Here is a 25890-nt window from a genome sequence, read left to right on the forward strand (position 1 = left end):
GCGGCGTCGGGCATGCTGGAAGGCCCGGGATTGTTGTGGAACGGGGAAACAGGACCGGCGCTGTCAGTGGCTCCCCCTAGTCTGTGGAGGACGGGGGCTTTGGCCCCTGTCACTTCACTCAAGAAAGGTGCGGACCGGCGTGGCCGACCGTCTCATCGTCCGTGGCGCGCGCGAGCACAACCTGAAGAACGTCTCGCTCGACCTGCCACGCGACTCGCTCATCGTCTTCACGGGCCTGTCGGGGTCGGGCAAGTCCTCGCTGGCCTTCGACACGATCTTCGCCGAGGGGCAGCGTCGGTACGTCGAGTCGCTCTCCTCCTACGCCCGGCAGTTCCTCGGGCAGATGGACAAGCCGGACGTCGACTTCATCGAGGGTCTGTCCCCGGCGGTCTCCATCGACCAGAAGTCGACCTCGCGCAACCCGCGCTCGACGGTCGGCACCATCACCGAGGTCTACGACTACCTGCGTCTGCTCTTCGCGCGCATCGGCAAGCCGCACTGTCCGCAGTGCAGCCGGCCGATCTCCCGCCAGTCGCCCCAGGCGATCGTCGACCGGGTGCTGGAGCTGCCGGAGGGCAGCCGCTTCCAGGTGCTGTCCCCGCTCGTGCGGGAGCGCAAGGGCGAGTTCGTCGACCTCTTCGCGGACCTCCAGACCAAGGGGTACAGCCGGGCCCGGGTGGACGGCGAGACCGTTCAGCTCTCCAACCCGCCCACGCTGAAGAAGCAGGAGAAGCACACCATCGAGGTGGTCGTCGACCGCCTCACGGTGAAGGAATCCGCCAAGCGCCGCCTCACCGACTCCGTGGAGACCGCCCTCGGCCTCTCCGGCGGCATGGTCGTGCTCGACTTCGTCGACCTCCCGGAGGACGACCCCGAGCGCGAGCGCATGTTCTCGGAGCACCTGTACTGCCCGTACGACGACCTGTCCTTCGAGGAGCTGGAGCCCCGCTCCTTCTCCTTCAACTCGCCCTTCGGCGCCTGCCCCGACTGCTCCGGCATCGGTACGCGCATGGAGGTCGACCCCGAGCTGATCGTCCCGGACGAGGACAAGTCGCTCGACGAGGGTGCCATCCACCCCTGGTCGCACGGCCACACCAAGGACTACTTCGGCCGCCTCGTCGGAGCCCTCGCGGACGCCCTGGGCTTCCGGACCGACATCCCCTTCGCCGGTCTCCCGCAGCGCGCGAAGAAGGCCCTGCTGCACGGCCACAAGACCCAGATCGAGGTCCGCTACCGCAACCGGTACGGCCGCGAGCGCGTGTACACCACGGCCTTCGAGGGCGCCGTCCCCTTCGTGAAGCGCCGGCACAGCGAGGCCGAGAGCGACGCGAGCCGTGAGCGCTTCGAGGGCTATATGCGCGAGGTGCCCTGCCCCACCTGTGAGGGCACCCGCCTGAAGCCGATCGTCCTCGCGGTCACGATCATGGAGAAGTCGATCGCCGAGGTCGCCGCCATGTCGATCAGCGACTGCGCGGACTTCCTGGGCGAGCTGAAGCTCACCGCCCGCGACAAGAAGATCGCCGAGCGGGTGCTGAAGGAGGTCAACGAGCGGCTGCGGTTCCTGGTCGACGTAGGCCTGGACTACCTGTCGCTGAACCGCGCGGCCGGCACGCTCTCCGGCGGCGAGGCCCAGCGCATCCGCCTGGCCACCCAGATCGGCTCCGGCCTCGTCGGTGTGCTCTACGTCCTCGACGAGCCCTCCATCGGTCTGCACCAGCGGGACAACCACCGGCTCATCGAGACCCTCGTCCGGCTGCGCGACATGGGCAACACGCTCATCGTCGTCGAGCACGACGAGGACACCATCAAGACGGCCGACTGGATCGTCGACATCGGCCCCGGCGCGGGTGAGCACGGCGGCAAGGTCGTGCACAGCGGCTCCCTGAAGGAACTGCTGGGCAACGCCGAGTCGCAGACCGGGCAGTACCTGTCGGGCCGCAAGGCCATCCCGCTGCCCGACGTCCGCCGCCCGCTCGACCCGACCCGGCAGCTCACGGTGCACGGCGCCCGGGAGAACAACCTCCAGGACATCGACGTGTCCTTCCCGCTGGGTGTCTTCACCGCCGTCACCGGTGTGTCCGGCTCCGGCAAGTCCACGCTGGTCAACGACATCCTGTACACGCACCTGGCCCGCGAGCTGAACGGCGCCCGCAGCGTCCCCGGCCGCCACACCCGCGTGGACGGCGACGACCTCGTCGACAAGGTCGTGCACGTCGACCAGTCGCCGATCGGCCGTACGCCCCGGTCCAACCCGGCCACGTACACCGGCGTCTTCGACCACGTCCGCAAGCTGTTCGCCGAGACCACCGAGGCGAAGGTCCGCGGCTATCTGCCCGGACGCTTCTCCTTCAACGTCAAGGGCGGCCGCTGCGAGAACTGCGCGGGCGACGGCACGATCAAGATCGAGATGAACTTCCTCCCGGACGTCTACGTCCCGTGCGAGGTCTGCCACGGCGCCCGGTACAACCGGGAGACGCTGGAGGTCCACTACAAGGGCAAGTCCATCGCCGATGTGCTGAACATGCCGATCGAGGAGGCGACCGACTTCTTCGAGGCCGTCCCCGCGATCGCCCGCCACCTCAGGACGCTCAAGGACGTCGGCCTCGGCTACGTCCGCCTCGGCCAGTCCGCGACCACCCTGTCCGGCGGTGAGGCGCAGCGCGTCAAGCTCGCCAGCGAGCTGCAGCGCCGGTCCACCGGTCGCACGGTCTACGTCCTGGACGAGCCGACCACCGGTCTGCACTTCGAGGACATCAGCAAGCTCCTCAAGGTGCTGTCCGGCCTGGTCGACAAGGGCAACACGGTGATCGTCATCGAGCACAACCTCGACGTCATCAAGACCGCCGACTGGGTCGTGGACATGGGGCCCGAGGGCGGCGCCGGAGGCGGCCTCGTCATCGCGGAGGGCACGCCCGAGCAGGTCGCCGGGGTTCCGGCCAGCCACACGGGCAAGTTCCTGCGGGAGATCCTCGGCGCCGACCGGATCAGCGACGCGGCCCCGGTGAAGGCCCCGCGCAAGGCCACGGCGAAGAAGGCCGTCGCCGCCGGTTCGACGGCGCGGAGGACGGCGACAGCCCGGACCACCACGGCCGCCGGGACCACGTCGGCCGGAACCACGGCAGCCAAGAAGGCCGCCGCTCCCGCCAAGAAGGCTGCCGCGACCGCCACCAAGAAGGCCGCTCCCGCCAAGAAGGCCACGCGGGCGCCCAAGGCCTGAGTGAGGCGGCCCGGCGACAGCAGTCGCCGCTTCGAGCAGAACACGGCGGCCCGCGGGAACTCCCCGCGGGCCGCCGCCGGTCGACTCGTCGGCCTGCGCGGCGACCCGCCGTGTTCCGCGCGACCGTCAGCCCTCGTGCACCTCGTGCACCTCGTGCACCTCGTGCACCTCGTGCACCTCGGGTACGAGGGACCACGGCTCGCCCACCTCCGCCGCGTACGGCGGTTCGGCGCCCGCCCGGGAGCAGGTGATCGCCGCCGCGCGGGCCGCGAAACGCAGCAGGCGGATCCAGTCGTCGGCGCCCAGCGTCGCGAGGGCGGAGTCGGAGAGCGCGTCCTGGGCCGCCAGGCCGTGCAGGAGGGCCGCGTTGACGGTGTCACCGGCGCCGATGGTGTCGACCACGTCGACCTTCTCACCCGGTACGGAGTACTCCGCGCCGGTCCGGGTGTGGACGGTCAGGCCGTCGCCGCCGTGGGTGACGACGACGGCGGCGGGGCCGGATTCCAGCCATAGACGCGGGGTGCCGCCCAGCCACCGCGCGTCCTCCTCGGAGAGCTTGAGCAAGGACACCGACGGCAGCCAACTCAGGAAGCGGGCCCGATACGCGTCCGCGTCCGGGATCAGACCCGGCCGGACGTTGGGGTCGAGGGCGGTGAAGACGCCCTGGGCGGCGGTCGAGTGCAGCAGCTTCTCGTACGCGCTCGCGCCGGGCTCCAGGACGAGTGAGCAGGTGCCGAAGGAGACGGCCCGGGTCCCCCGGGGAAGCCGGTCGGGGGTCTCGAACAGGCGGTCGGCGCTGCCCTCGACGTAGAAGGAGTACCGGGCCGAGCCGTCCGTGCCGATCGAGGCCAGGGCGAGGGTCGTGGGCTCGGAGCCCCGCTGCACGGCGGCCACGTCCACGCCGGCCTCGCGCAGGCCGTCCAGCAGGGCCTCTCCGTAGACGTCGTACGACACCCGCGAGCAGAAGGCGGTGGGGGAGCCGAGGCGGCCGAGCGCCACGGCCGTGTTGTAGGGGCCGCCGCCGCGGGCCGGCCGCAGATCCACGAGCGCGCCCGCGCCCTGCGGGACGAGGTCGATCAGGGCTTCACCGGCGACGACGATCACGGGACGATCCTCTCTGGGGGCTCTCGGCCGGAAAGTATCGCAAAGGCTCCCGTCTCACGCCGGGCTCCCGCCCCACGCTGGGCTGCCGCCCCCGCCCCCGCCCCCGCCCCCGCCGCCGGGCCCGTCCGCCCCGCCCCCGCTCACCCCGGCCGTGGACGCCCCGGCGCAAGCCCAGCTCAGCCTCCGTGACCGCTCGCCCTCCGGCCCGACAATGGCCTCAGCCGCCGCGAGGCCCTCACCCCCCGGTCGGCCCGCTCACTCCCAGTCCCAGCCGATGCCGACGATGCCCGTGCGTACCCGCGGTTCGACGAGGTGCACCGAGCGGTGGAGGTCGCTCAGGGCGAGGTTCTGCCGGCCCCCGCGCGGGGCCGCGGCGGAGTGCTGGCTGAAGCGGTGGCAGCGCAGCGGCAGGGCACGTTCGTCGAAGCGGACCTGGAGGGCGTACTGGCCGCCGGTGGAGCGGAACCCGCGGACGTACTCCGTGCAGACACCGGCCGTGCCGTCGTCGAAGCCGTAGCGGAAGAGGTGGGTGTCGCCGCTGCGCAGCCGGGTGTCGAAGAGCAGCTCGGCGACCAGAACACCGGTGTCCTGGTCCCAGCGGACCCGTCCCCTGCGGCAGTTCTCCAGGGCGCGGACGGCGATCCGCTCCGGTGCGCAGCCCGGATCGCCGTGGTGGACGGCCACATAGCGGTCCACGCCGTCCCGGTGGGAGCGCACGATCTGCTGCGACTCGCGGCCGAGCAGCTCGCGGCGGGCGCCGATGCGGACCCGTTCGTGGTGGCCGACGGTGTGCACCCCGCCGTCGCGCGGCGCCCCCAGTTCGGCGAGCAGCCGTTCGAGGACGCCGGTGGCCTCCACGACGGAGCGGTACGAGCGGCCGGCGGGCCGGGCCGGACCGGACTGCTCGTCGGCCCGGGCGAGCAACCGGATCAGCGACTCGTCCGGGAGCTGGAGGATCTCCTCCAGGGCGCGCACGGCCCGCAGCGACTCGGGGCGCTGCGGACGCCGGGCGCCCTGCTGCCAGTAACTGAGGCTGGTGACACCGACCTTGACGCCGTGCCGCGTCAGATGGTGCTGCACGCGCTGCAGCGGCAGTCCGCGGGCGGCGATCGCGGCGCGCAGGGCGACATGGAAGGGGCCGCCCCGCAGGACCGACTCCAGCTCCGCCGTGGCGACGTCCGCGACGGCTGCGGCGTCCGTGACCGCCGCGACGTCCGCGTGCTCTGTGGCGTGCCGCATGCAGGAACCTTTCCGTAGACGAGTGCTGTGCGCGACGTGTGCTCGGGACCGCGCGTGCCGATCGGGCGCCCGGCGGACGCTCGGGGCTCCAGGAACCCTCGGCGACCGTCCGTCTTCACATCCGTACGGCCGCGTTCCTCACCCCGAGTTCCTCCGCATTGAAGCGTGTTGACCAAAGTCCCGACAACACCTGCCGTGCGACATGGCCGGACACCGTCGCCGAGTTCCTCACAGCGCCGGCGGCCCCGGATCGGGCCCCGACAGGTCCCGCAGCGCCTGGCCCGAGAGCTTCGACTTGTGCAGAAAACCGCGGGCGGGACTGGCGGCGACGAGCTCCTGGATGTCGTCCAGCGGGTGCGTGGAGATGAGGACGATGACGGAGGCGGCCGAGCGCGCGAGCCTCGGCGCGAGCTCCAGTCCGCTCTCGCCGTCGAGGTCGACGTCCAGCAGCACCAGATCCGGGGCCAGCTCCACGGTCCGTGCCAGCGCCTCCGCGCCCGTGGACGCCACGCCGACGACCTGCACGCCGTCGTGTTCCAGCAGCGTACGGGCGGACTCCAGGAACCGGGCACTGTCATCGACGATGAGACAGCGCATGGACATGGGCACAGCCTCCCAAGGGGGTCAGGGGCATACATTCCGGCTAGCCGTAAAGTGTCGTCGCCGACGGACGCCCGTCGGCGGGAATGTGCTGAAGTCCTGTGCCGGGTGGACGGGTTCACTCTCACTCAGGGAATCGCACACGACACGAGGAGTAGCATGTCGTCGCCCTGGGGGCCGTACCGTCCGGTCGAGTGGGGGTGTGCGATGCAGACGCAACGCCGGGACCTCGGAAAACGTCCTCTCCGCCGTGCCCTGATGTCGGGCGCGGCGGCCGCCCTGCTGCTCCTGTCCGGCTGCGGCGCGGGCGACGGCGACGGCCGGGTGGACGAGAAGGACAAGGCGGCGGGCGACACGACCTGCGACGGCAGGATCGACGGCACCGCCCACATCACGATGTGGTTCCACGCGGGCCAGAGCGGTGAGCAGACCACGCTGAAGAGCCAGGTCAAGGAGTTCAACCGAGCCCAGGAACAGGTGCGGGTCGAACTGGTCACCCTGCCCGAGCAGCGCCCGTACACCGAACTGGTGCTGTCCGCGGCGGCCAGCGGCGATCTGCCGGACCTGCTCGACTTCGACGGCCCGAACCTCTACAGCTACGCCTGGTCCGGCACCCTCAGGCCGATCGACTCCTGCGTGCCCGCGAGGACCAGGAAGGACCTGCTGCCCTCCCTGCGGGAACAGGGCACGTACGACGGGCGGTTGTGGGGGATCGGTACGTTCGACTCCGGGCTCGGCCTGTACGTACGGCCGTCGGTGCTGGAGGACGCGGGCGTGCGCATCCCGAAGGGCGTCGACGACGCCTGGACCGCCGACGAGCTGACGGAGATCCTTCGTACGCTGCGCAAGGCGGGCTACGAGGCGCCGCTCGACCTGAACTTCACCGACTCGAAGCTCGCCGACGAGTGGAACACCTACGCCTTCGCCCCGGCCGTGTGGTCCGCCGGCGGTGACCTCATCGACCCCGAGGAGTTCCGCACGGCCGACGGGTTCCTCAACGGCCCCGAGTCCGTCGAGGCGCTCACCACCATGCAGCGCTGGGTGGAGGAGGGGTACGTCGACAGGGACCGCGAGAAGGACAAGAGCGCCTTCGTCAAGGGCCGCACGCCCATCTCCTGGATGGGGCACTGGAAGTACGGCGAGTACAGCGAGGCGCACCCCGGCGACGTGGCGATCGTGCCGCTGCCCGACTTCGGCACGGGCACCGTCACCGGCATGGGGTCCTGGCAGTGGGGCATCCCCTCCGGGGAGGCCGACGGCGACGCGGTGTGGCGCTTCCTGGAGTACCTGCTGCGACCTGGACAGGTGGCCAGGATGAGCGAGGCCAACGGCGCGATCCCGGGGACCGAGGGAGCGGTGAAGCGCTCCCCGCTGTACGGCGAGAACGGCGCGGAGCGGCTGTTCATCGAGCAGTTGCGCGGCGGGACCGCCCGGCCCAGGCCGCAGACACCGGCGTACCCGGCGGTCACCGCCGCCTTCTCGCACGCGGTCGCCGACATCGTCTTCTCCGGAGCGCCCGTCGAGAAGACGCTGGACAACGCGGTCGAGGCCATCGACCAGGACCTCGCCGCCCACGACGGTTACCCGAAGAGCGGTCCGTGAGGCGCGCCGCCCGGCCCCGGCGGGGCGCTCCCCGGGGCACCGGGTGGCTCGGCGCCCCGAGGACGTCCCGCGCCCGCGCGGCGCTGCTGCTCTGCATGACCCTGCTGCTCTCGGGCTGTGAGGCGGGCGGGGGCGACGGCGAGCGCCCCCGACGGGCCGCGGACGCGACCTGCGACGGACGGATCGACGCCCCCGCGCAGATCACGATGTGGTTCCACCAGCCGTCGATGCCCGGTGAACTGGACGCCGTGCGCGCCCAGGTCCAGGCGTTCAACACCGGCCAGGACGAGGTGACGGTCCGCCTCGTCGACCTCCCCCGGGGCGACTACGACGACCTGGTCCGCACGGCCGCCGCCGACGGCGAACTGCCCGACCTGCTCGACTTCGACGCGCCGAAGCTGTTCAGCCACGCCTGGTCCGGCCACCTCCGGCCGATCGACTCCTGCCTCCCGAAGTCGCTGCGCGCGGACCTGCTGCCGTCCGTCCTCGAACAGGGCACCTACCGGGGCCGGCTGTGGGGCCTCGGCACGTTCGACTCCGGACTCGGCCTGTACGTACGGCCGTCGGTGCTGAAGGAGGCAGGGATACGCATCCCGAAGGGCGTCTCCGACGCCTGGACCGCCGACGAGTTCACCGGCATCCTGAAGAAGCTGCGCGCCCTGGGCTACGACAGGCCCCTCGACCTCCAGCTGTCATGGGCTGGCACCGAATGGGGCACGTACGGTTTCGCGCCGGCCGTCTGGTCGGCGGGCGGCGACCTGATCGAACGCTCCACCTATCGCACGGCCGACGGAGTGCTCAACGGGCCGCGCACGGTCGAGGCGCTGACGACGCTCCAGGGCTGGGCGAAGGCGGGATACGTGGACGCGAACAAGGACTCCGAGGCCTTCCAGAAGGGCCGCAGTCCCGTGTCCTGGACCGGCCACTGGTGGTACGGGCACTACACCGAGGCCCACCCGGGCGACGTGGCGATCGTGCCGCTGCCCGACTTCGGCACGGGCAGCGCCACCGGGATGGGGTCCTGGCAGTGGGGCGTTCCCGCGGGCGCGGCCGACGGCGACGCCGTCTGGCGCTTCCTGTCCTTCCTGCTGAGCCCCGACGAAGTGCTGCGGATGACGGACGCCAACGGCGGCATCCCCGCCACCGGCACCGCGATCGAGCGCACCGACGCGTTCGCCGAGGGCGGGCCCGCCCGCCTCTACATAGAGCAGCTGCGCGGCGGCACCGCCCGCCCCCGGCCGCAGACCCCCGCCTACCCGGCGATCACCGACGCCTTCGCCGAGGCGTTCACGAAGATCATGCGGGGAGCGGCGGTACGGCCCGCCCTGGACGAGGCCGTGCGCGCCGTCGACAAGGACCTGGCGGACCACGACCACTACCCCCCGACCGGACCGTGAGGCCCGGCCGTGCTCCGCCCCCCGCCCAGCCGACCGACCCCCGCCCCGCACCCAGCGGCGGAGCCGGCACCCCGCCGCGCCACGGCCGTGGACCCCGTCCCGTTCCTGGCCCGGCTGCGCGTCGGTCCCAAGCTGATGCTGCTCGTCATGCTGCCGGTCACCGTCCTGCTGGCCGTCACGGCGTTCGCCGCCGCCGCCCAGTGGCAGGAGGCGCGGACCCTGGGCGACTTCGACACCGCGATCGAGGTGTCCTTCGAGATCAGCGAGGCCGCCGACGCCGTCGCCCGCGAGCGGATCGTGGCCGTGGAAGCCCGGCTGAACGCCGAACCGGACACCCTGGGCGCGCGGGCTGAGGCCCAGCGGATCACCGACCACGCGCTGCGACGGGCCTTCGAGGAGACCGTCGGCCGGACCCGGTCCGACGACGCCGGGATCCTCGACGCCGTACGCCGTCAACTGCACGCCGTGCGGGTCCAGACGGGCACCGGGTCGCTCCCGGCGCAGACCGTCGCCCAGCGGTACGAGGCCATCGAGAACAAGGTTCTCGACATCGTCGCCGACCTCGAATCCGGGCGTCCCACCAGGGCCTCGGGCCGGGCGGCGGACGCCCACATCGCCATGCTGCGGGCCGTCGCCGCCGCCGAGAGCGAACGCGCGGAGCTCGCCATCCTCTTCCACTCGCCCGGCGACGGACACGCCACCGCCGCCGCCGGCCGCTGGACCGAACTGGAGAAGGCCCAGTTCAGGGCGTTCCAGCAGACCGCGTCGGACACGCTGAAGGCCGAACTGCACACCGTGAAGTTCCGGGCTCCCGGACGCGCGGTCCGTAACGCCCGCGACCTGGTCGCCGACCCCGCCCCCCAGCCCGTCGAATGGCCCTCCTACGACGACTGGCTCAGCGAGTCCGCGCGGTACACCGACGCCCTGCGCGGCATCCGGGACCGGGCCGCCCGGGAACTCGACGACACCGCCCACCGCGACCTGCGCGCCACCCGCGCCCGGACCTACACCGAACTGACGATCTGTGTCGTCGTCCTGGCCCTCGTCACCTTCCTCGCGCTGGCCCTGCGCCGCTCGATCACCCGCCCCCTCGGCCAGGTCTCCGAGGGCGCCCGGGCCCTGTCGGACGGCGACCTCTCGTACGACATCCGCTACGCCGGACGCGACGAACTCGGCGACGTCGCCGACACGTTCCGCGAGCTGCGGGTGACCAGCGAGCGGCTGGCGGGCGAGATCCGGGACATGAACACGGCGATCGACGCGGGCCGGCTCGGACACCGGGCCGACGTCGACTCCTTCGACGGCACCTGGGCCCAGCTGCTGGGCGGGATGAACGGCACCATGGCGTCCTTCGCCGCGGCGCACGGCCGGCGCCGCCGGGCCGAACGGGAACTGGAGGGCATCTTCAACCTCTCCCTGGACCTGCTCTCCATCAGCGGCGTCGACGGCTACTTCAAGCGCGTCAACCCGGCCTTCGAACGCACCCTGGGCTATCCCGTCCGGACCCTGACCTCCCGGCCGTTCCTCGACTTCGTCCACGAGGACGACCGCGACCGCACCCGGGCGGCCGTGGCGCTGCTGGCGAGCGGCGCCGAGGTCGCCGAGTTCGAGAACCGCTACATCCGTGCCGACGGCAGCGAACGCTGGCTCCAATGGAGCGCCCGGTCGGTGCCGGAGGAGGGCCTCATCTACGCCGCCGCCCGCGATGTGACCGAGAGCCGCCGGGCCGCGCTCGAACAGGCCGCGCTGCGTCGGGTCGCCACCGCTGTCGCGCGCGGCGTGCCGCCGTCCGACGTGTTCGCGACGGTCGCGGAGGAGGTCGCCTCGCTGCTGGGGACGGCGGCGGCCGTCATCCGCTACGAGCCCGACGGCAGCGTCAAGGTCCTCGGGATCGCGCACGCGCGCGTGGACGACGGCGACGACTGCCTGACCCGCCGGGGAACGTCCGCCAGGACCATCGACGAGGTCGCCAGGACCCGGCGCGCGGCCCGGTCGGAGACCTCCGTGGGCGCCCCCATCGTCGTCGACGGAAGGATCTGGGGAGTGGTCGTGGCGGCCTCGCTGATCGATCCGCTGCCCCGCGGTGCCGAGGCCCGGCTCGCCGACTTCACCGGACTGATCGCCACCGCGATCGCCAACGCCGACAGCCGCGACCAGCTGACCGCCTCACGCGCGCGCGTGGTGGCCGCCGGGGACGCCTCTCGGCGCCGCATCGAACGCGATCTGCACGACGGCGTCCAGCAGCGGCTGGTCTCCCTCCAGCTGGAGCTGCGGATGACGGAGAGCCTGGTGGACGACGCCTCCTCGGAACTCGCCCGGCGGCTGGACCAGCTGGCCAAGGGCCTGGACGACGCCTTCCAGGACCTGCTCCAGGTGGCCCGGGGTATCCACCCCTCCGTCCTGTCCAAGGGCGGCCTGGGCCCCGCCCTGCGCGCCCTGGCCCGCCGTGCCGCCGTCCCCGTGGAGCTCGACCTCGGCTTCACCCGCACCCGATTCCCCGAACAGGTCGAGGTGGCCGCGTACTACGTCACCTCCGAGAGCCTCACCAACGCCGTCAAGCACGCGCGCGCGAGCGTGGTGACCGTGACGGCCGAGGAACGCTCGGGGGTGCTGGAGCTGATCATCCGGGACGACGGCGTCGGAGGAGCCGAACCCGGCAAGGGATCGGGCCTGATCGGGCTCATCGACCGGGTGGAAGCGATCGGCGGCAGGTTGACGGTCACCAGCCCGCCCGGCGGCGGGACCACGCTGAACGTGCGGCTGCCGGTCAGCCCGCCCGAGGAGGCCGCGACGGCCGTCGCGAAGCGCCCGTGACCGCCCGAAGCGCACGCGGTGAGGCCCGTTCAAGGGGGGAGTCCGGGTCTCGGTACGGGTGTGCGTTCCGGGCGGTCGAATCGGACGGCGGAGACGGCCGTCCGGCTCTGCGGGCATGCGGATGTCTCGCCGTCTCTCGTCAGAGGCGCCGGTTCCCACCCGCGGCTGCGCTTCTTCGAGCATCGCGGCCAAACGTTCAGGTGTCTTCACGGCCCGCCCCCAACTAGGCTTCCTGCTAGCCGTAAGACCGAGTTCAGGCAGGCTGTCGGGACGAACAGGACAGGTCGGGCAAGGGGGAGACCGAGACCATGGAGGCCGATCAGCATCCGGTGCGCGGGCGGGTGGTGCTCGCGGACGACGACGTGCTCCTGCGGGAGGGCCTGGCGAGCCTCTGCGAGCGCGTCGGCTACGAGGTGGCCGGGCAGGCCGGCGATGCCGCCGGGCTGCTGGAGCTGGTGGAGAACGAGCTGCCGGACATCGCGATCGTCGACATCCGGATGCCGCCGACGCAGTCCACGGAAGGGCTGAAGGCCGCGCGGGAGATCCGGGAGCGATATCCGTCGGTCGGGATCCTGGTGCTGTCGGCGTTCGTCGAGGTCGAGGACGCGCTGGAGCTGCTGGCCGGCGGGCGCAGCATCGGATACCTGCTCAAGAGCCGCATCACCGTCGTGGACGAGTTCCTGGAGACACTCGACCGGATCCGGCGCGGGGGATCGGTGGTGGATCCGTCGCTGGTGCAGGAGCTGGTCGCCGCGCAGCGACGCGACGATCCGCTGTCGATGCTCAGCAACCGGGAGCGGGAGGTTCTCGGGCTGATGGCCGAGGGCCGGTCCAACGCCGGGATCGGCCGTCGGCTGTGGGTCACCGAGGGGACGGTCGAGAAGCATGTGCGGAGCATCCTGGGGAAGCTGAGGCTCCCCGAGGAGCCGGACGACCACCGCCGGGTACTGGCCGTGCTGACCTTCCTGGAGACGCGCTAGGGGACGGGATCGGCGCTTGTCCACAGGGCGCCCGGGTTGTCACTCCCCGCCAGTAGGGTGTGGAGCATGGCCGATCCCTCCAGCTACCGCCCCAGTCCGGGGCAGATCCCGGACTCCCCCGGGGTGTACAAGTTCCGTGACGAGCACCGCCGGGTGATCTACGTCGGGAAGGCGAAGAGCCTGCGCCAGCGTCTGGCCAACTACTTCCAGGACCTGGCCGGCCTCCATCCGCGCACCCGCTCGATGGTCACCACGGCCGCCTCCGTGGAGTGGACCGTGGTGTCCACGGAGGTCGAGGCGCTTCAGCTGGAGTACTCCTGGATCAAGGAGTTCGACCCCCGGTTCAACGTCAAGTACCGCGACGACAAGAGCTACCCGTACCTCGCGGTCACGATGAACGAGCAGTACCCGCGCGTGCAGGTGATGCGCGGTCACAAGAAGAAGGGCGTGCGGTACTTCGGGCCGTACGCGCACGCGTGGGCGATCCGGGACACCGTCGACCTGCTGCTGCGCGTCTTTCCCGTGCGCACCTGCTCGGCCGGGGTGTTCAAGAACGCGGCCCGCACCGGCCGCCCCTGTCTGCTCGGCTACATCGGCAAGTGCTCGGCCCCCTGCGTCGACCGGATCTCCGCCGAGGACCACCGCGAACTGGCCGACGAGTTCAGCGACTTCATGGCCGGCCGCACGGGCACCTACATCCGCCGGCTGGAGAAGCGGATGACGGACGCGGCCGAGGAGATGGAGTACGAGCGGGCCGCCCGGCTGCGCGACGACATCGAGGCCCTGAAGAAGGCCATGGAGAAGAACGCGGTCGTGCTCGCCGACGCGACCGACGCCGACCTGATCGCCGTCGCCGAGGACGAGCTGGAGGCCGCCGTCCAGATCTTCCACGTCCGCGGCGGACGGGTGCGCGGCCAGCGCGGCTGGGTCACCGACAAGGTCGAGGCCGTCACCACCGGTGACCTGGTCGAACACGCGCTCCAGCAGCTGTACGGCGAGGAGACCGGCGACTCCGTGCCCAAGGAGGTCCTGGTCCCGGCGCTGCCCGACCCCGTCGGGCCCGTGCAGGAGTGGCTCACCGAGCGGCGCGGGGCCCAGGTGTCCCTGCGCATCCCGCAGCGCGGGGACAAGAAGGCGCTCATGGAGACCGTCGCGCGCAACGCGCAGCAGTCGCTCGTGCTGCACAAGACCAAGCGCGCCTCCGACCTGACCACCCGCTCCCGCGCCCTGGAGGAGATCGCCGAGGCCCTCGACCTGGACAGCGCCCCGCTGCGGATCGAGTGCTATGACATCTCCCACCTCCAGGGCGACGACGTCGTGGCCTCCATGGTCGTCTTCGAGGACGGGCTGGCCCGCAAGAGCGAGTACCGCCGCTTCCAGATCAAGGGCCGGGTCGGGGACACCCAGGTCTGGCACGGCGAGGGCCAGGACGACGTCCGCTCCATGCATGAGGTCATCGCCCGCCGCTTCCGGCGCTACCTCGCGGAGAAGGAGAAGACCGGCGAGTGGGTGGAGGAGGAGAACGCCTTCACCGAGGAGGACGGCCGCCCCAAGCGGTTCGCCTACCCGCCCCAGCTCGTCGTCGTCGACGGCGGACAGCCGCAGGTGGCCGCCGCGCGCCGGGCGCTCGATGAACTGGGCATCGACGACATCGCCGTCTGTGGCCTCGCCAAGCGACTGGAGGAGGTCTGGGTGCCCGGCGAGGACGACCCGGTGGTCCTGCCCCGCACCAGCGAGGGCCTCTATCTGCTCCAGCGCGTGCGCGACGAGGCCCACCGCTTCGCCATCACCTACCAGCGGACCAAACGTGCCAAGCGTTTCCGGGCGAGCCCCTTGGACGACGTGCCCGGCCTCGGGGAGGCTCGCAAGCAGGCGCTGCTGAAGCACTTCGGCTCGCTGAAGAAGCTGCGTTCGGCGACGATCGAGCAGATCTGCGAGGTACCCGGCATAGGGCGCAAGACGGCCGAGACGATCGCCGTGGCCCTCGCCCGGACGGCTCCGGCCGCCCCCGCCGTGAACACGGCGACCGGAGAGATCATGGAGGAAGAGGAGCCCGGTACGACGGCGGACCCCTCTGGGGAGCCCGTGGCCGCGGGCACCCCGGACCGGCGGCGAGGGCAGGAGACATGACCGAGCACGACGAGCGCCCGGGACTCCCGGAACACGCGCAACCCCCGGAGCGCGAAGAGCGTCCGGAGCAACAGCACCACGAGCACACAGCGGAGCGCGGGGAGGCCCACAGCGCGGTGGGCGACGATGTCCCCCGCCCCCCAGCGCCACAGGAAGACGGAGCACACGTGAGTACGGGCATCGAAACAGCCGGGGTCCCCGAGGCGGCCATCCCCGAGCTGGTCATCATCTCCGGCATGTCCGGCGCCGGACGGTCCACGGCCGCCAAGTGTCTGGAGGACCTCGGCTGGTTCGTCGTCGACAACCTGCCACCCGCGCTGATCCCCACCATGGTGGAGCTGGGCGCCCGCTCCCAGGGGAACGTGGTCCGGATCGCGGTCGTCGTCGACGTCCGAGGCCGCCGCTTCTTCGACAACCTGCGTGACTCCCTCTCCGACCTGGAGACGAAGAACGTCACCCGGCGGATCGTCTTCCTGGAGTCCTCCGACGACGCCCTGGTGCGCCGCTTCGAGTCGGTGCGCCGCCCGCACCCCCTCCAGGGCGACGGTCGCATCACCGACGGGATCGCCGCCGAGCGGGAGCTGCTGCGCGAGCTGCGCGGCGACGCCGACCTGGTCATCGACACCTCCAGCCTGAACGTGCACGAACTGCGCGCCAAGATGGACGCCCAGTTCGCGGGCGAGGAGGAGCCCGAGCTGCGGGCGACCGTCATGTCCTTCGGCTTCAAGTACGGCCTCCCGGTCGACGCCGACCTGGTCGTGGACATGCGCTTCCTGCCCAACCCGCACTGGGTCCCCGAGCTGCGCCCGTTCACCGGCCTCAACGAGGAGGTCTCCGCGTACGTCTTCAACCAGCCCGGCGCGAAGGAGTTCCTCGACCGCTACACCGAGCTGCTCCAGATGATCGCCGCCGGCTACCGCCGCGAGGGCAAGCGGTACGTGACCATCGCGGTCGGCTGCACCGGCGGCAAGCACCGCTCGGTCGCCACCTCCGAGAAGCTCGCCGCCCGCCTCGCCTCCCAGGGCGTCGAGACCGTGGTCGTGCACCGGGACATGGGGCGCGAGTGACCGGACCCACCGTGCCGCGGCCGAGCAGACTGAGCAGGCTGCGCCGGGTCGTCCCCGAGGGCCGCGAGAGCAGGCCCGTCGAGGCCCGCGGCGCCCGCCCGCGCCGCCGGGGCGCCCAGCCCAAGGTCGTCGCGCTCGGCGGCGGCATGGGCCTGTCGGCCTCGCTCGCGGCGCTGCGCCGGATCACCGGCGACCTCACCGCCGTCGTCACCGTGGCCGACGACGGCGGCTCCAGCGGACGTCTCCGGGACGAGCTGGGCGTCCTGCCTCCCGGCGATCTACGCAAGGCGCTGGCCGCGCTCTGCGGCGACGACGACTGGGGCCAGACCTGGGCCCGCGTCATCCAGCACCGCTTCCAGTCCCAGGGCGACCTGCACGAGCACGCGGTCGGCAATCTGCTGATCGTGGCCCTGTGGGAGCAGCTCGGCGACCACGTCCAGGCACTCGACCTGGTCGGCAGGCTGCTGGGCGCCCAGGGCCGCGTCCTGCCCATGTCGGCCGTACCCCTGGAGCTCCAGGCCCTGGTCAAGGGCCACGACCCCGCCCGCCCGGACGAGGTCGACACCGTGCGGGGGCAGGCGACCGTCGCGCTCACCCCCGGCGAGGTGCAGTCCGTGCACGTCGTGCCGCACGACCCGCCCGCCGTCCCCGAGGCGGTGACGGCGGTTCGCGACGCCGACTGGGTGGTCCTCGGCCCCGGCTCCTGGTTCTCCTCGGTGATCCCGCACCTGCTCGTGCCCGAGCTGCTCGACGCCCTCACCGAGACCAAGGCCCGGCTCGTGCTGTCGCTGAACCTCGCCCCGCAGCCGGGAGAAACCGATGGCTTCTCCCCGCAGCGTCATTTGGAGGTTTTGGCACGACACGCCCCTAAACTCGCCCTGGACGTGGTGCTGGCCGACGAGGCCGCCGTGCCCGACCGCGACTTGCTGACCGACGCCGCCAAACGGTTCGGCGCCGCGGTCGAGCTGGCGCCGGTTGCCCGGACCGACGGATCTCCGCGGCATGATCCGGAGCTGTTGGCCGCCGCGTACGACCGTATTTTTCGGATGCATGGAAGGATCGGCCCATGGCGATGACGGCAGCGGTGAAGGACGAGATCTCCCGGCTACCCGTCACCCGGACCTGCTGCAGAAAGGCGGAGGTCTCGGCGATCCTGCGGTTCGCGGGCGGGCTGCACCTGGTGAGCGGCCGCATCGTGATCGAGGCGGAGCTGGACACCGCGATGGCGGCCCGCCGCCTCAAGCGGGACATCGCGGAGATCTTCGGGCACGGCTCCGAACTGATCGTGATGGCGCCCGGCGGTCTGCGCCGCGGTTCCCGTTACGTCGTCCGGGTGGTCGCCGGCGGTGACCAGCTGGCCCGCCAGACCGGTCTGGTGGACGGCCGGGGCCGCCCGATCCGCGGTCTGCCGCCCCAGGTGGTCTCCGGTGCCACCTGCGACGCGGAGGCGGCCTGGCGCGGTGCCTTCCTGGCCCACGGCTCGCTCACCGAGCCCGGTCGCTCCTCCTCGCTGGAGGTGACCTGCCCGGGTCCGGAGGCCGCCCTCGCGCTGGTCGGCGCCGCCCGTCGGCTGTCGATCGGGGCGAAGGCCCGCGAGGTGCGGGGAGTGGACCGGGTCGTCGTACGGGACGGGGACGCCATCGGCGCGCTCCTGACCCGGCTCGGCGCCCACGAGTCGGTGCTGGCGTGGGAGGAGCGGCGGATGCGCCGCGAGGTCCGGGCCACCGCGAACCGGCTCGCCAACTTCGACGACGCCAACCTGCGCCGCTCGGCCCGTGCCGCCGTCGCCGCCGGTGCCCGGGTCGGCCGCGCCCTGGAGATCCTCGCCGACGACGTCCCCGAGCACCTCGCGGCCGCCGGACGCCTGCGTATGGAGCACAAGCAGGCATCCCTGGAGGAGCTGGGCGCGCTCGCCGACCCGCCGCTGACCAAGGACGCCGTGGCGGGCCGGATCAGGCGGCTGCTCGCCATGGCCGACAAGCGCGCGTCGGACCTCGGCATCCCGGGGACCGAGGCCAGCCTCACCGAGGAGATGGCCGAGAATCTCGTGGGGTGACAGAACGACCGGAGACCTCCCGGAGATCTCAACTCGCCGGTGCCGAAGCTCATTTGGAGCTGTCGGCACCGGCTTCCGGCTTTCTGCGTGAATTCCGTGATTGGCTGGTGAGGCCTCCTTGACTTGTCCCAGATCTGACATGAGCCTGGCGTCTGTTCGCTACTGGGGCGAACCACTGCAAGGGGGGCTCATGAGACGAAGAGCGAGATCGATCCTCGCTGCCGGCGCGCTCCTGCTGGGCGGTGGTGCGGGACTCGCACCGCTCGCTCAGGCGGCCGAGAACGACGGCTCGGACGCGGAAGAGGTCAAGGTCTTCCGGGCCGAGGTGACGAAGAAGCAGATACCGCTGCTGCTCGCGGCCGGGCAGGACGGGCACGAGCTCAGCGAGCAGGCGCCGGAGAAGGGCACCGCCTCGGTCGAGGTCTACCTCACCGACAAGCAGGCGGACGCCCTGGAGGAGCAGGGCGTCGAGCTGACGGAACACCGCCTCACCAGCAAGGCCGAGGCCCGCGTCGAAGCCGCGGGCGACGGGGTCTACCGCCCCTACAGCGGCGCGGGCAACCTCAAGGAGGAGATCCTCCGGACGGGTCAGGAGCACCCCTCCCTGACCAAGGTGGTCTCCCTCGGCAAGTCCCTGCGGGGCCAGGACATCCTCGCGGTCAAACTGACCAAGAACGCGAAGAAGACCAAGGACGGCGCCAAGCCGTCGGTGCTGTACCTGTCCAACCAGCACGCCCGTGAGTGGATCACGCCGGAGATGACCCGGCGTCTGATGCACCACTACCTGGACAACTACAAGACGGACAAGCGGATCAAGAAGATCGTCGACTCCACCGAGCTGTGGTTCGTGATCTCCGCCAACCCGGACGGCTACGACTTCACCCACCGGGCCGACGGCAACCGCCAGTGGCGCAAGAACCTGCGGGACGTCAACGGCGACAACGCCATCACCGTCGGCGACGGCGTCGACCTCAACCGCAACTTCGCCTACAAGTGGGGCTACGACAACGAGGGTTCCTCCCCGTTCCCCACCAGCGAGACCTACCGCGGCGACGGCCCGAACTCGGAGCCCGAGACCAAGGTCCTGGACGCCTTCGAGAAGCGCATCGGCTTCGAGTACGGCATCAACTACCACTCGGCCGCCGAACTCATCCTCTACGGCGTCGGCTGGCAGGTGGCCAGCCCCAGCCCGGACGACGTGCTCTACAAGTCGCTGGCCGGCACCCCGGAGAACCCCGCGATCCCCGGCTACCACCCGCAGCTCTCCTCCGAGCTGTACACGACGAACGGCGAGGCGAACGGCCACGCCTCCAACGTCAACGGCGCGGCGTTCTTCACCCCCGAGATGTCGACCTGCCAGACCGCGTCGAACATCGACCCGGACGACGCCTGGAAGCCCGAGGACTGCGCCTCGGTCTTCACGTTCCCGGACGACGAGAAGCTGATCCAGCAGGAGTTCGAGAAGAACATCCCGTTCGCGCTCTCCGTCGCCGAGTCCGCGGTCAAGCCCGACCAGCCGAAGTCCTCGGTCGGCATCGACGCCCCCGACTTCACCCCGGCCGCCTTCACCACGTCGTACTCGCGCGGCGCCGACCAGACGATCTCCGTCGTCGCCCGCAAGTCCGTGCGCGACAAGGAGCTGAGGTACCGGATCAACGGCCGCGGCCCCACGTACGACCAGACGCTCAAGGCGTGGAAGGGCGGCGAGACGTTCGGCGGCGCGGACAACCTGTACTTCGACGAGTACCGGGCCAAGGTGCAGGACGGCGAGCCGGGCGACAAGGTCGAGGTCTGGTTCACCGGTGAGACCAGGAGCGGCAAGCCCACGAAGAGCGAGCGCTTCACCTACACGATCGCCGAACGCCCCAAGGCCGACACGCTCGTCGTCGCCGAGGAGGGCGCGACCGCGACCCAGACGCAGGTCTATGTGGACGCGCTGAAGGCCAACGGCAAGAAGGCGCTCGTCTGGGACGTCGCGCCCCAGGGCGCGCCCGACGCGCTCGGCGTACTGAAGCACTTCAAGCAGGTCGTGCACTACACGGGCGCCGTCCGGCCGGGCGTCGCCACCCAGCTCGCCCTGCGCGCCTATCTCAACGAGGGCGGCAAGCTGATCGAGGCGGGCGAGAGCGCCGGCGGCTCCGTCGACCTCGGCGGCGGCACCCTGTCGAACGATTTCAGCCAGTACTACCTGGGTGCCTACAGCCGTACCTCCCTGCCGAACGCCACCGCCTTCGCCGGTCTCGCGAAGCTCGACGGCTTCTCGGGAACCCTCGGCGACGCGCCCGGCAACCCGCTGAACACCGCCGGATCGTTCGGCGTCACCTCCGACGCGCTGCCCGTGGAGACGTTCCCGCAGTTCGCGAGCGCCGGCGCGGGCCAGTACCCCGGGACGGTCAACCCGTACGGCCCCTACGAGGGCGCGTCCATGGCGGCCGCCACGCACACCGACTACGCGTGGAACCGCCTCACCCGCACCGTCGACCTCACCTCGGTCACCGCGGCGGACAAGCCGACCCTGCGCACCCAGCTGCTGTGGAGCACGGAGGAGGGCTACGACCACGCCCTCCTGGAGGCGCACACCGTCGGGGCGGACGACTGGACGACGCTGCCGGACACCGGCGGCGCCACCTCCACCGCCGTGCCCACCGAGTGTGAGGCCGGGTTCTTCGTCCAGGGTCACCCGGCGCTGAAGCGGTATCTGACCGTGGGCTCCGGGGGCTGCACGCCCAGCGGCACCAGCGGCTCCTGGAACAGCTTCACCGGGGCCTCGGACGGCTGGCAGCAGGTCGAGTTCGACCTGTCCGCGTACGCCGGCAAGAAGGTCGAGGTGTCGCTCAGCTATGTCACCGACCCCGGCAGCGGCGGCCGCGGTCTCCTCGCCGACAACGCCACCGTCGTCATCGGCGGCACGCCCGGCACGGTCGAGGGCTTCGAGACCTCGCTCGGCGCCTGGAGCACCCCCGGCCCGCCGGCGGGCAGCCCGGCCGTCGTGAAGGACTGGGGGCTGTCGGGTGAACTGTTCAAGACCTTCGGCGCGGTCACCACGGACGACACGGTGCTGCTGGGCTTCGGTCTGGAGCAGGTCGTCTCGGCGGCCGACCGCAAGGCACTGGTCGGCAAGGCGCTGGCGGCGCTGAGGAACTGAGCGCCGACTGGGCCGAACGGCTGAGGAACGACCTCGTGGGCGGCCCTCCGGACGTCTGAAATCAGATGATCGGGGGGCCGCTCAAAAGGTAATCACCTTGTAAAACCCGGGCGGTCCGTACCCCTACCGGTGAGTACGGACCGCACCGGCATGTATAGGGCATCTCGATGTCACTCGACGGGTGTCGGGGAGGTAGGGTCGTAGGCGGTCGGGGACATCCCATACAGCTCGCCGGCACTGAGCCGGCGTACCAACGAGGAGATCGGTTCGTGACGATCCGCGTAGGCATCAACGGCTTTGGCCGCATCGGTCGTAACTACTTCCGCGCGCTGCTGGAGCAGGGTGCGGACATCGAGATCGTGGCTGTCAACGACCTGGGTGACACCGCGACCACCGCTCACCTGCTGAAGTACGACACCATCCTGGGCCGTCTCAAGGCCGAGGTGTCGCACACCGCCGACACGATCACCGTGGACGGCCACACCATCAAGGTCCTCTCCGAGCGCAACCCCGCGGACATCCCGTGGGGCGAGCTGGGCGTCGACATCGTCATCGAGTCCACCGGCATCTTCACGAAGAAGGCCGACGCCGAGAAGCACCTCGCCGGCGGCGCCAAGAAGGTCCTCATCTCGGCTCCGGCCAAGGACGAGGACATCACCATCGTGATGGGTGTCAACCAGGACAAGTACGACCCGGCGAACCACCACGTCATCTCCAACGCCTCCTGCACCACCAACTGTGTGGCGCCGATGGCCAAGGTCCTCGACGAGAACTTCGGCATCGTCAAGGGTCTGATGACGACGGTCCACGCCTACACCAACGACCAGCGCATCCTGGACTTCCCGCACTCGGACCTGCGTCGCGCCCGCGCCGCCGCCGAGAACATCATCCCGACCACCACGGGTGCCGCGAAGGCCACCGCGCTGGTCCTGCCGCAGCTGAAGGGCAAGCTCGACGGCATCGCGATGCGCGTCCCGGTCCCGACCGGCTCGGCCACCGACCTGGTCGTCACGCTGCAGCGCGAGGTCACCAAGGACGAGGTCAACGCCGCGTTCAAGAAGGCCTCCGAGGACGGCGACCTCAAGGGCTACCTGGCCTACACCGAGGACCCGATCGTCTCCTCGGACATCGTCAGCGACCCGGCCTCCTGCACCTTCGACTCCTCCCTGACCATGGTCCAGGAGGGCAACTCGGTGAAGATCCTCGGCTGGTACGACAACGAGTGGGGCTACTCCAACCGCCTCGTCGACCTCACGGTCTTCGTCGGCGGCCAGCTCTGATCGGCAGAGCGGGCACTTCCGTGTGAGAGCAGGGCTCGGGCGGCGCAAGGACGCGTCGCCCGAGCCCTGACTCACGTACACAAGCTGTTCCTCCTACGATCACGAGCACCACAAGTCCTCCTCGGGAGCCCTCTCCATGAAGACGATCGACGAGCTCCTCGCCGAGCCAGTCGCCGGCCGGCGGATCTTCGTCCGCGCCGACCTCAACGTGCCGCTCGCCGGCACCACCATCACCGACGACGGCCGGATCCGCGCCGTCCTGCCCACCGTGAAGGCACTGGCCGAGGCGGGCGCCCGCGTGGTCGTCGCCTCGCACCTGGGCCGCCCCAAGGGCGCCCCGGACCCGGCCTTCTCCCTCGCCCCGGCCGCCGCCCGCCTCGGTGAACTCCTCGGCGCCGACGTGGCGTTCGCGACCGACACGGTCGGCGAGTCCGCCACCGCCACGGTCGCCGGTCTGACCGACGGTCAGGTCGCGGTCATCGAGAACCTCCGCTTCAACGCCGGAGAGACGAGCAAGGACGACGCCGAGCGCGGCGCCTTCGCCGATCAGCTGGCCGCCCTCGCGGACGTCTACGTCGGCGACGGCTTCGGCGCGGTGCACCGGGGGCACGCCTCGGTCTTCGACCTCCCGGCCCGGCTGCCGCACTACGCCGGGTACCTCATCGCCACCGAGGTCGGCGTCCTGAGGAAGCTCACCGACGACGTCCAGCGGCCCTACGTGGTCGCCCTCGGCGGCGCCAAGGTCTCCGACAAGCTCGCCGTCATCGACCAGCTGCTCGGCAAGGCCGACCGCATCCTCATCGGCGGCGGCATGGCCTACACCTTCCTCAAGGCCAAGGGCCACGAGATCGGCAGCTCGCTCCTGCAGGAGGACCAGCTCGACGCGGTCACCGAGTACCTGGAGCGGGCGGAGAAGACCGGTGTCGAGCTGGTCCTGCCCGTCGACGCCGTCGTCGCGCCCGCCTTCCCGGACCTGAAGAGCAAGGCCCCGGCCGACGCCACCTCGGTCGCGGCGGACGCCATGCCCACCGATCAGATGGGCCTGGACATCGGTCCGGAGTCCCGCAAGCTCTACGCCTCGAAGATCGCGGACGCCGCCACCGTCTTCTGGAACGGCCCCATGGGCGTCTTCGAGCACCCCGATTTCGCCGAGGGCACCAAGGCCGTCGCCCAGGCGCTCCTCGACTCGGACGCCTTCACGGTCGTCGGCGGTGGCGACTCCGCCGCGGCCGTACGGATCCTGGGCTTCGACGAAAACGCATTCGGCCACATCTCTACCGGTGGCGGCGCCTCCCTCGAATACCTCGAGGGCAAGACGCTCCCCGGCCTCGCCGCACTGGAGGACTGACCCTCAATGAGCACGCGTACGCCCCTGATGGCGGGCAACTGGAAGATGAACCTCAACCACCTCGAGGCCATCGCCCACGTCCAGAAGCTCGCCTTCGCCCTCGCCGACAAGGACTACGAGGCCTGTGAGGTCGCGGTCCTGCCGCCCTTCACCGACCTGCGCTCGGTCCAGACCCTGGTCGACGGCGACAAGCTCAAGATCAAGTACGGCGCCCAGGACCTCTCGGCCCACGACTCCGGCGCCTACACGGGCGAGATCTCCGGCCCGATGCTGGCCAAGCTCAAGTGCACGTTCGTGGCGGTCGGCCACTCCGAGCGCCGCCAGTACCACGACGAGACCGACGAGATCGTCAATGCCAAGGTCAAGGCCGCCTTCAAGCACGGCCTCACCCCGATCCTGTGCGTCGGCGAGGAGCTGGAGGTCCGCGAGGCGGGCAACCACGTCTCCCACACCCTCGCGCAGGTCGAGGGCGGCCTGAAGGACGTTGCCGCCGAGCACGCCGAGACCGTCGTCATCGCCTACGAACCCGTCTGGGCCATCGGCACCGGCAAGGTCTGCGGCGCCGAGGACGCCCAGGAGGTGTGCGCGGCCATCCGCGGCAAGCTCGCCGAGCTGTACGGGCAGGAGCTGGCCGACCGGGTCCGCATCCAGTACGGCGGCTCCGTCAAGGCCGGGAACGTCGCCGAGATCATGGCCCAGGCCGACATCGACGGCGCCCTCGTCGGCGGTGCCTCGCTGGACGCCGACGAGTTCGTCAAGATCGTGCGCTTCCGCGACCAGTGAGTCACCGGATCGGAGCGCCCCGGCGGCGAACCGAAGACCAGTGAGTAGGCGGTAGCAGCGAGACGTCGTACTCTTGCGGGGACCGGCCGCCGCGGCCGGTCCCCGCAGTCCATCAGAATCCGAGGAAGTTGGTCCAGCCGTGGTTATGGGGTTCTCGATCGCCCTGATCGTCTTCAGCCTGCTGATGATGCTGCTGGTGCTGATGCACAAGGGCAAGGGCGGCGGCCTCTCCGACATGTTCGGTGGCGGTATGCAGTCCTCCGTCGGCGGCTCCTCGGTCGCCGAGCGCAACCTCGACCGGATCACCGTCGTGGTCGGTCTGCTCTGGTTCGCGTGCATTGTCGTACTCGGCATCCTGATGAAGGTCAACAACTGACCCTCAGGCCGACACCGGCGAACAACGCGTCACGGACGCACCATTCCGCACGTAAAGCCCCATGCCGGGTACGCGACTTCGAGCGCGGCCTATCATGGGGCTTGCGTCTGTGGGCGGGATGTAACTCCAATCACTGGACGCGCGTTGGGCCTTACGTAGACTGAGGCGCTCGCAGCGAAGCGAAACGCCGACTCGCTTCGCCGCACCATCACGCAGGGAGTTACGACCGTGGCAAGTGGCAACGCGATCCGAGGAAGCCGGGTCGGGGCGGGGCCGATGGGCGAAGCCGAGCGCGGCGAGTCCGCACCCCGGCTGCGCATCTCCTTCTGGTGCTCCAACGGACACGAGACCCAGCCGAGCTTCGCCAGCGACGCACAGGTCCCCGACACCTGGGACTGCCCGCGCTGCGGCTTCCCGGCCGGACAGGACCGGGACAACCCGCCGGACCCACCGCGCACCGAGCCCTACAAGACGCACCTCGCGTACGTCCGTGAGCGGCGCAGCGACGCGGACGGCGAGGCGATCCTCGCCGAGGCGCTCGCCAAACTGCGGGGCGAGATCTAGCAAGTGACACCGGCCGGGCACCGAGGGTGCCCGGCCGGATGTGTTCGGGGCGGTCGACCTGCTCGCCGCCGCCTTCTTCGTCCTGTCCGTCGTCGCGCTGACACCGGTGCTCCAGGCGGACGTATCTGTTGTTGTGCCGTACGACCGGGGTACGACAGCTCGTGTTCCGTCGTGATCAATTAGGTTGG

At 70.9% G+C, this 25890-nt stretch carries 19 protein-coding genes; 16 read left to right on the top strand and 3 right to left on the bottom strand.

Annotated elements, in window-relative coordinates:
- The first annotated feature begins 139 nt into the window (after positions 1-139).
- The gene (uvrA, locus tag ACZ9QC_RS32140) at positions 140-3217 is read left to right on the top strand and encodes an excinuclease ABC subunit UvrA (protein ID WP_472916305.1); all 3078 of its coding nucleotides are present in this window, start codon (positions 140-142) and stop codon (positions 3215-3217) included.
- Positions 3218-3343: 126 nt separating this feature from the next.
- Here uvrA and ACZ9QC_RS32145 read toward each other — a convergent pair whose 3' ends face one another.
- The 3 genes from ACZ9QC_RS32145 to ACZ9QC_RS32155 all read right to left on the bottom strand — a co-directional run bounded on the left by ACZ9QC_RS32145 (position 3344) and on the right by ACZ9QC_RS32155 (position 6163).
- Positions 3344-4321 carry a carbohydrate kinase family protein gene (locus ACZ9QC_RS32145; RefSeq protein WP_472916306.1) on the bottom strand — a complete coding sequence of 326 codons (978 nt, stop codon included), beginning with the start codon at positions 4319-4321 and terminating at the stop codon, positions 3344-3346.
- Positions 4322-4576: 255 nt separating this feature from the next.
- The gene (locus tag ACZ9QC_RS32150; protein WP_472916307.1) at positions 4577-5560 is read right to left on the bottom strand and encodes a hypothetical protein; all 984 of its coding nucleotides are present in this window, start codon (positions 5558-5560) and stop codon (positions 4577-4579) included.
- Positions 5561-5788: 228 nt separating this feature from the next.
- The gene (locus tag ACZ9QC_RS32155; protein WP_472916308.1) at positions 5789-6163 is read right to left on the bottom strand and encodes a response regulator; all 375 of its coding nucleotides are present in this window, start codon (positions 6161-6163) and stop codon (positions 5789-5791) included.
- Between the two features lie 204 nt (positions 6164-6367).
- Between ACZ9QC_RS32155 and ACZ9QC_RS32160 the strand changes: the two genes are divergently transcribed.
- The 15 genes from ACZ9QC_RS32160 (at position 6368) to ACZ9QC_RS32230 (ending at position 25877) form a co-directional block, all read left to right on the top strand.
- Complete coding sequence (locus tag ACZ9QC_RS32160; protein WP_472916309.1) at positions 6368-7762, top strand: ABC transporter substrate-binding protein; 1395 nt, start codon at positions 6368-6370, stop codon at positions 7760-7762.
- Positions 7759-9159 (top strand): ABC transporter substrate-binding protein, encoded by a 1401-nt coding sequence (locus ACZ9QC_RS32165; RefSeq protein WP_472916310.1) that lies wholly within the window; start codon positions 7759-7761, stop codon positions 9157-9159. Before ACZ9QC_RS32160 ends, ACZ9QC_RS32165 begins: the two co-directional genes overlap by 4 nt.
- Positions 9160-9294: 135 nt before the next feature.
- Entirely contained in the window at positions 9295-11973 is a 2679-nt protein-coding gene (locus ACZ9QC_RS32170; protein WP_472921871.1) for a PAS domain S-box protein, read from the top strand.
- A gap of 308 nt (positions 11974-12281) precedes the next feature.
- Positions 12282-12953, top strand: a complete 672-nt coding sequence (locus ACZ9QC_RS32175; RefSeq protein ID WP_215454519.1) for a response regulator transcription factor — start codon at positions 12282-12284, stop codon at positions 12951-12953.
- 66 nt (positions 12954-13019) lie between these two features.
- Positions 13020-15083, top strand: a complete 2064-nt coding sequence (gene uvrC, locus ACZ9QC_RS32180) for an excinuclease ABC subunit UvrC (RefSeq protein ID WP_472916311.1) — start codon at positions 13020-13022, stop codon at positions 15081-15083.
- On the top strand, positions 15080-16150 hold the full coding sequence (gene rapZ / locus ACZ9QC_RS32185; RefSeq protein WP_472916312.1) for an RNase adapter RapZ: 1071 nt from the start codon (positions 15080-15082) through the stop codon (positions 16148-16150). The genes uvrC and rapZ overlap by 4 nt, the downstream gene beginning before the upstream one ends.
- Positions 16147-17226 (top strand): gluconeogenesis factor YvcK family protein, encoded by a 1080-nt coding sequence (locus tag ACZ9QC_RS32190; protein ID WP_472916313.1) that lies wholly within the window; start codon positions 16147-16149, stop codon positions 17224-17226. The genes rapZ and ACZ9QC_RS32190 overlap by 4 nt, the downstream gene beginning before the upstream one ends.
- Complete coding sequence (whiA, locus tag ACZ9QC_RS32195; protein WP_033526623.1) at positions 17217-18206, top strand: DNA-binding protein WhiA; 990 nt, start codon at positions 17217-17219, stop codon at positions 18204-18206. The genes ACZ9QC_RS32190 and whiA overlap by 10 nt, the downstream gene beginning before the upstream one ends.
- Before the next feature lie 190 nt (positions 18207-18396).
- Positions 18397-21351, top strand: coding sequence for a M14 family metallopeptidase (locus ACZ9QC_RS32200; protein ID WP_472916314.1), 2955 nt, complete (start codon positions 18397-18399; stop codon positions 21349-21351).
- Between the two features lie 269 nt (positions 21352-21620).
- Positions 21621-22631, top strand: coding sequence for a type I glyceraldehyde-3-phosphate dehydrogenase (gap, locus tag ACZ9QC_RS32205; RefSeq protein WP_215454515.1), 1011 nt, complete (start codon positions 21621-21623; stop codon positions 22629-22631).
- 136 nt (positions 22632-22767) lie between these two features.
- Positions 22768-23979, top strand: a complete 1212-nt coding sequence (locus ACZ9QC_RS32210) for a phosphoglycerate kinase (RefSeq protein WP_472916315.1) — start codon at positions 22768-22770, stop codon at positions 23977-23979.
- Positions 23980-23985: 6 nt separating this feature from the next.
- Positions 23986-24762, top strand: coding sequence for a triose-phosphate isomerase (gene tpiA / locus ACZ9QC_RS32215; RefSeq protein ID WP_472916316.1), 777 nt, complete (start codon positions 23986-23988; stop codon positions 24760-24762).
- A gap of 145 nt (positions 24763-24907) precedes the next feature.
- Positions 24908-25138 carry a preprotein translocase subunit SecG gene (secG, locus tag ACZ9QC_RS32220; protein ID WP_029181151.1) on the top strand — a complete coding sequence of 77 codons (231 nt, stop codon included), beginning with the start codon at positions 24908-24910 and terminating at the stop codon, positions 25136-25138.
- A gap of 276 nt (positions 25139-25414) precedes the next feature.
- Positions 25415-25702: an RNA polymerase-binding protein RbpA gene (locus ACZ9QC_RS32225; protein WP_004002138.1), complete on the top strand. Its 288-nt coding sequence runs from the start codon at positions 25415-25417 to the stop codon at positions 25700-25702.
- Positions 25703-25742: 40 nt separating this feature from the next.
- Entirely contained in the window at positions 25743-25877 is a 135-nt protein-coding gene (locus ACZ9QC_RS32230; protein WP_472916317.1) for a hypothetical protein, read from the top strand.
- The last annotated feature ends 13 nt before the right edge of the window (positions 25878-25890 follow it).

The organism is Streptomyces sp. HUAS MS02 (assembly GCF_055702265.1).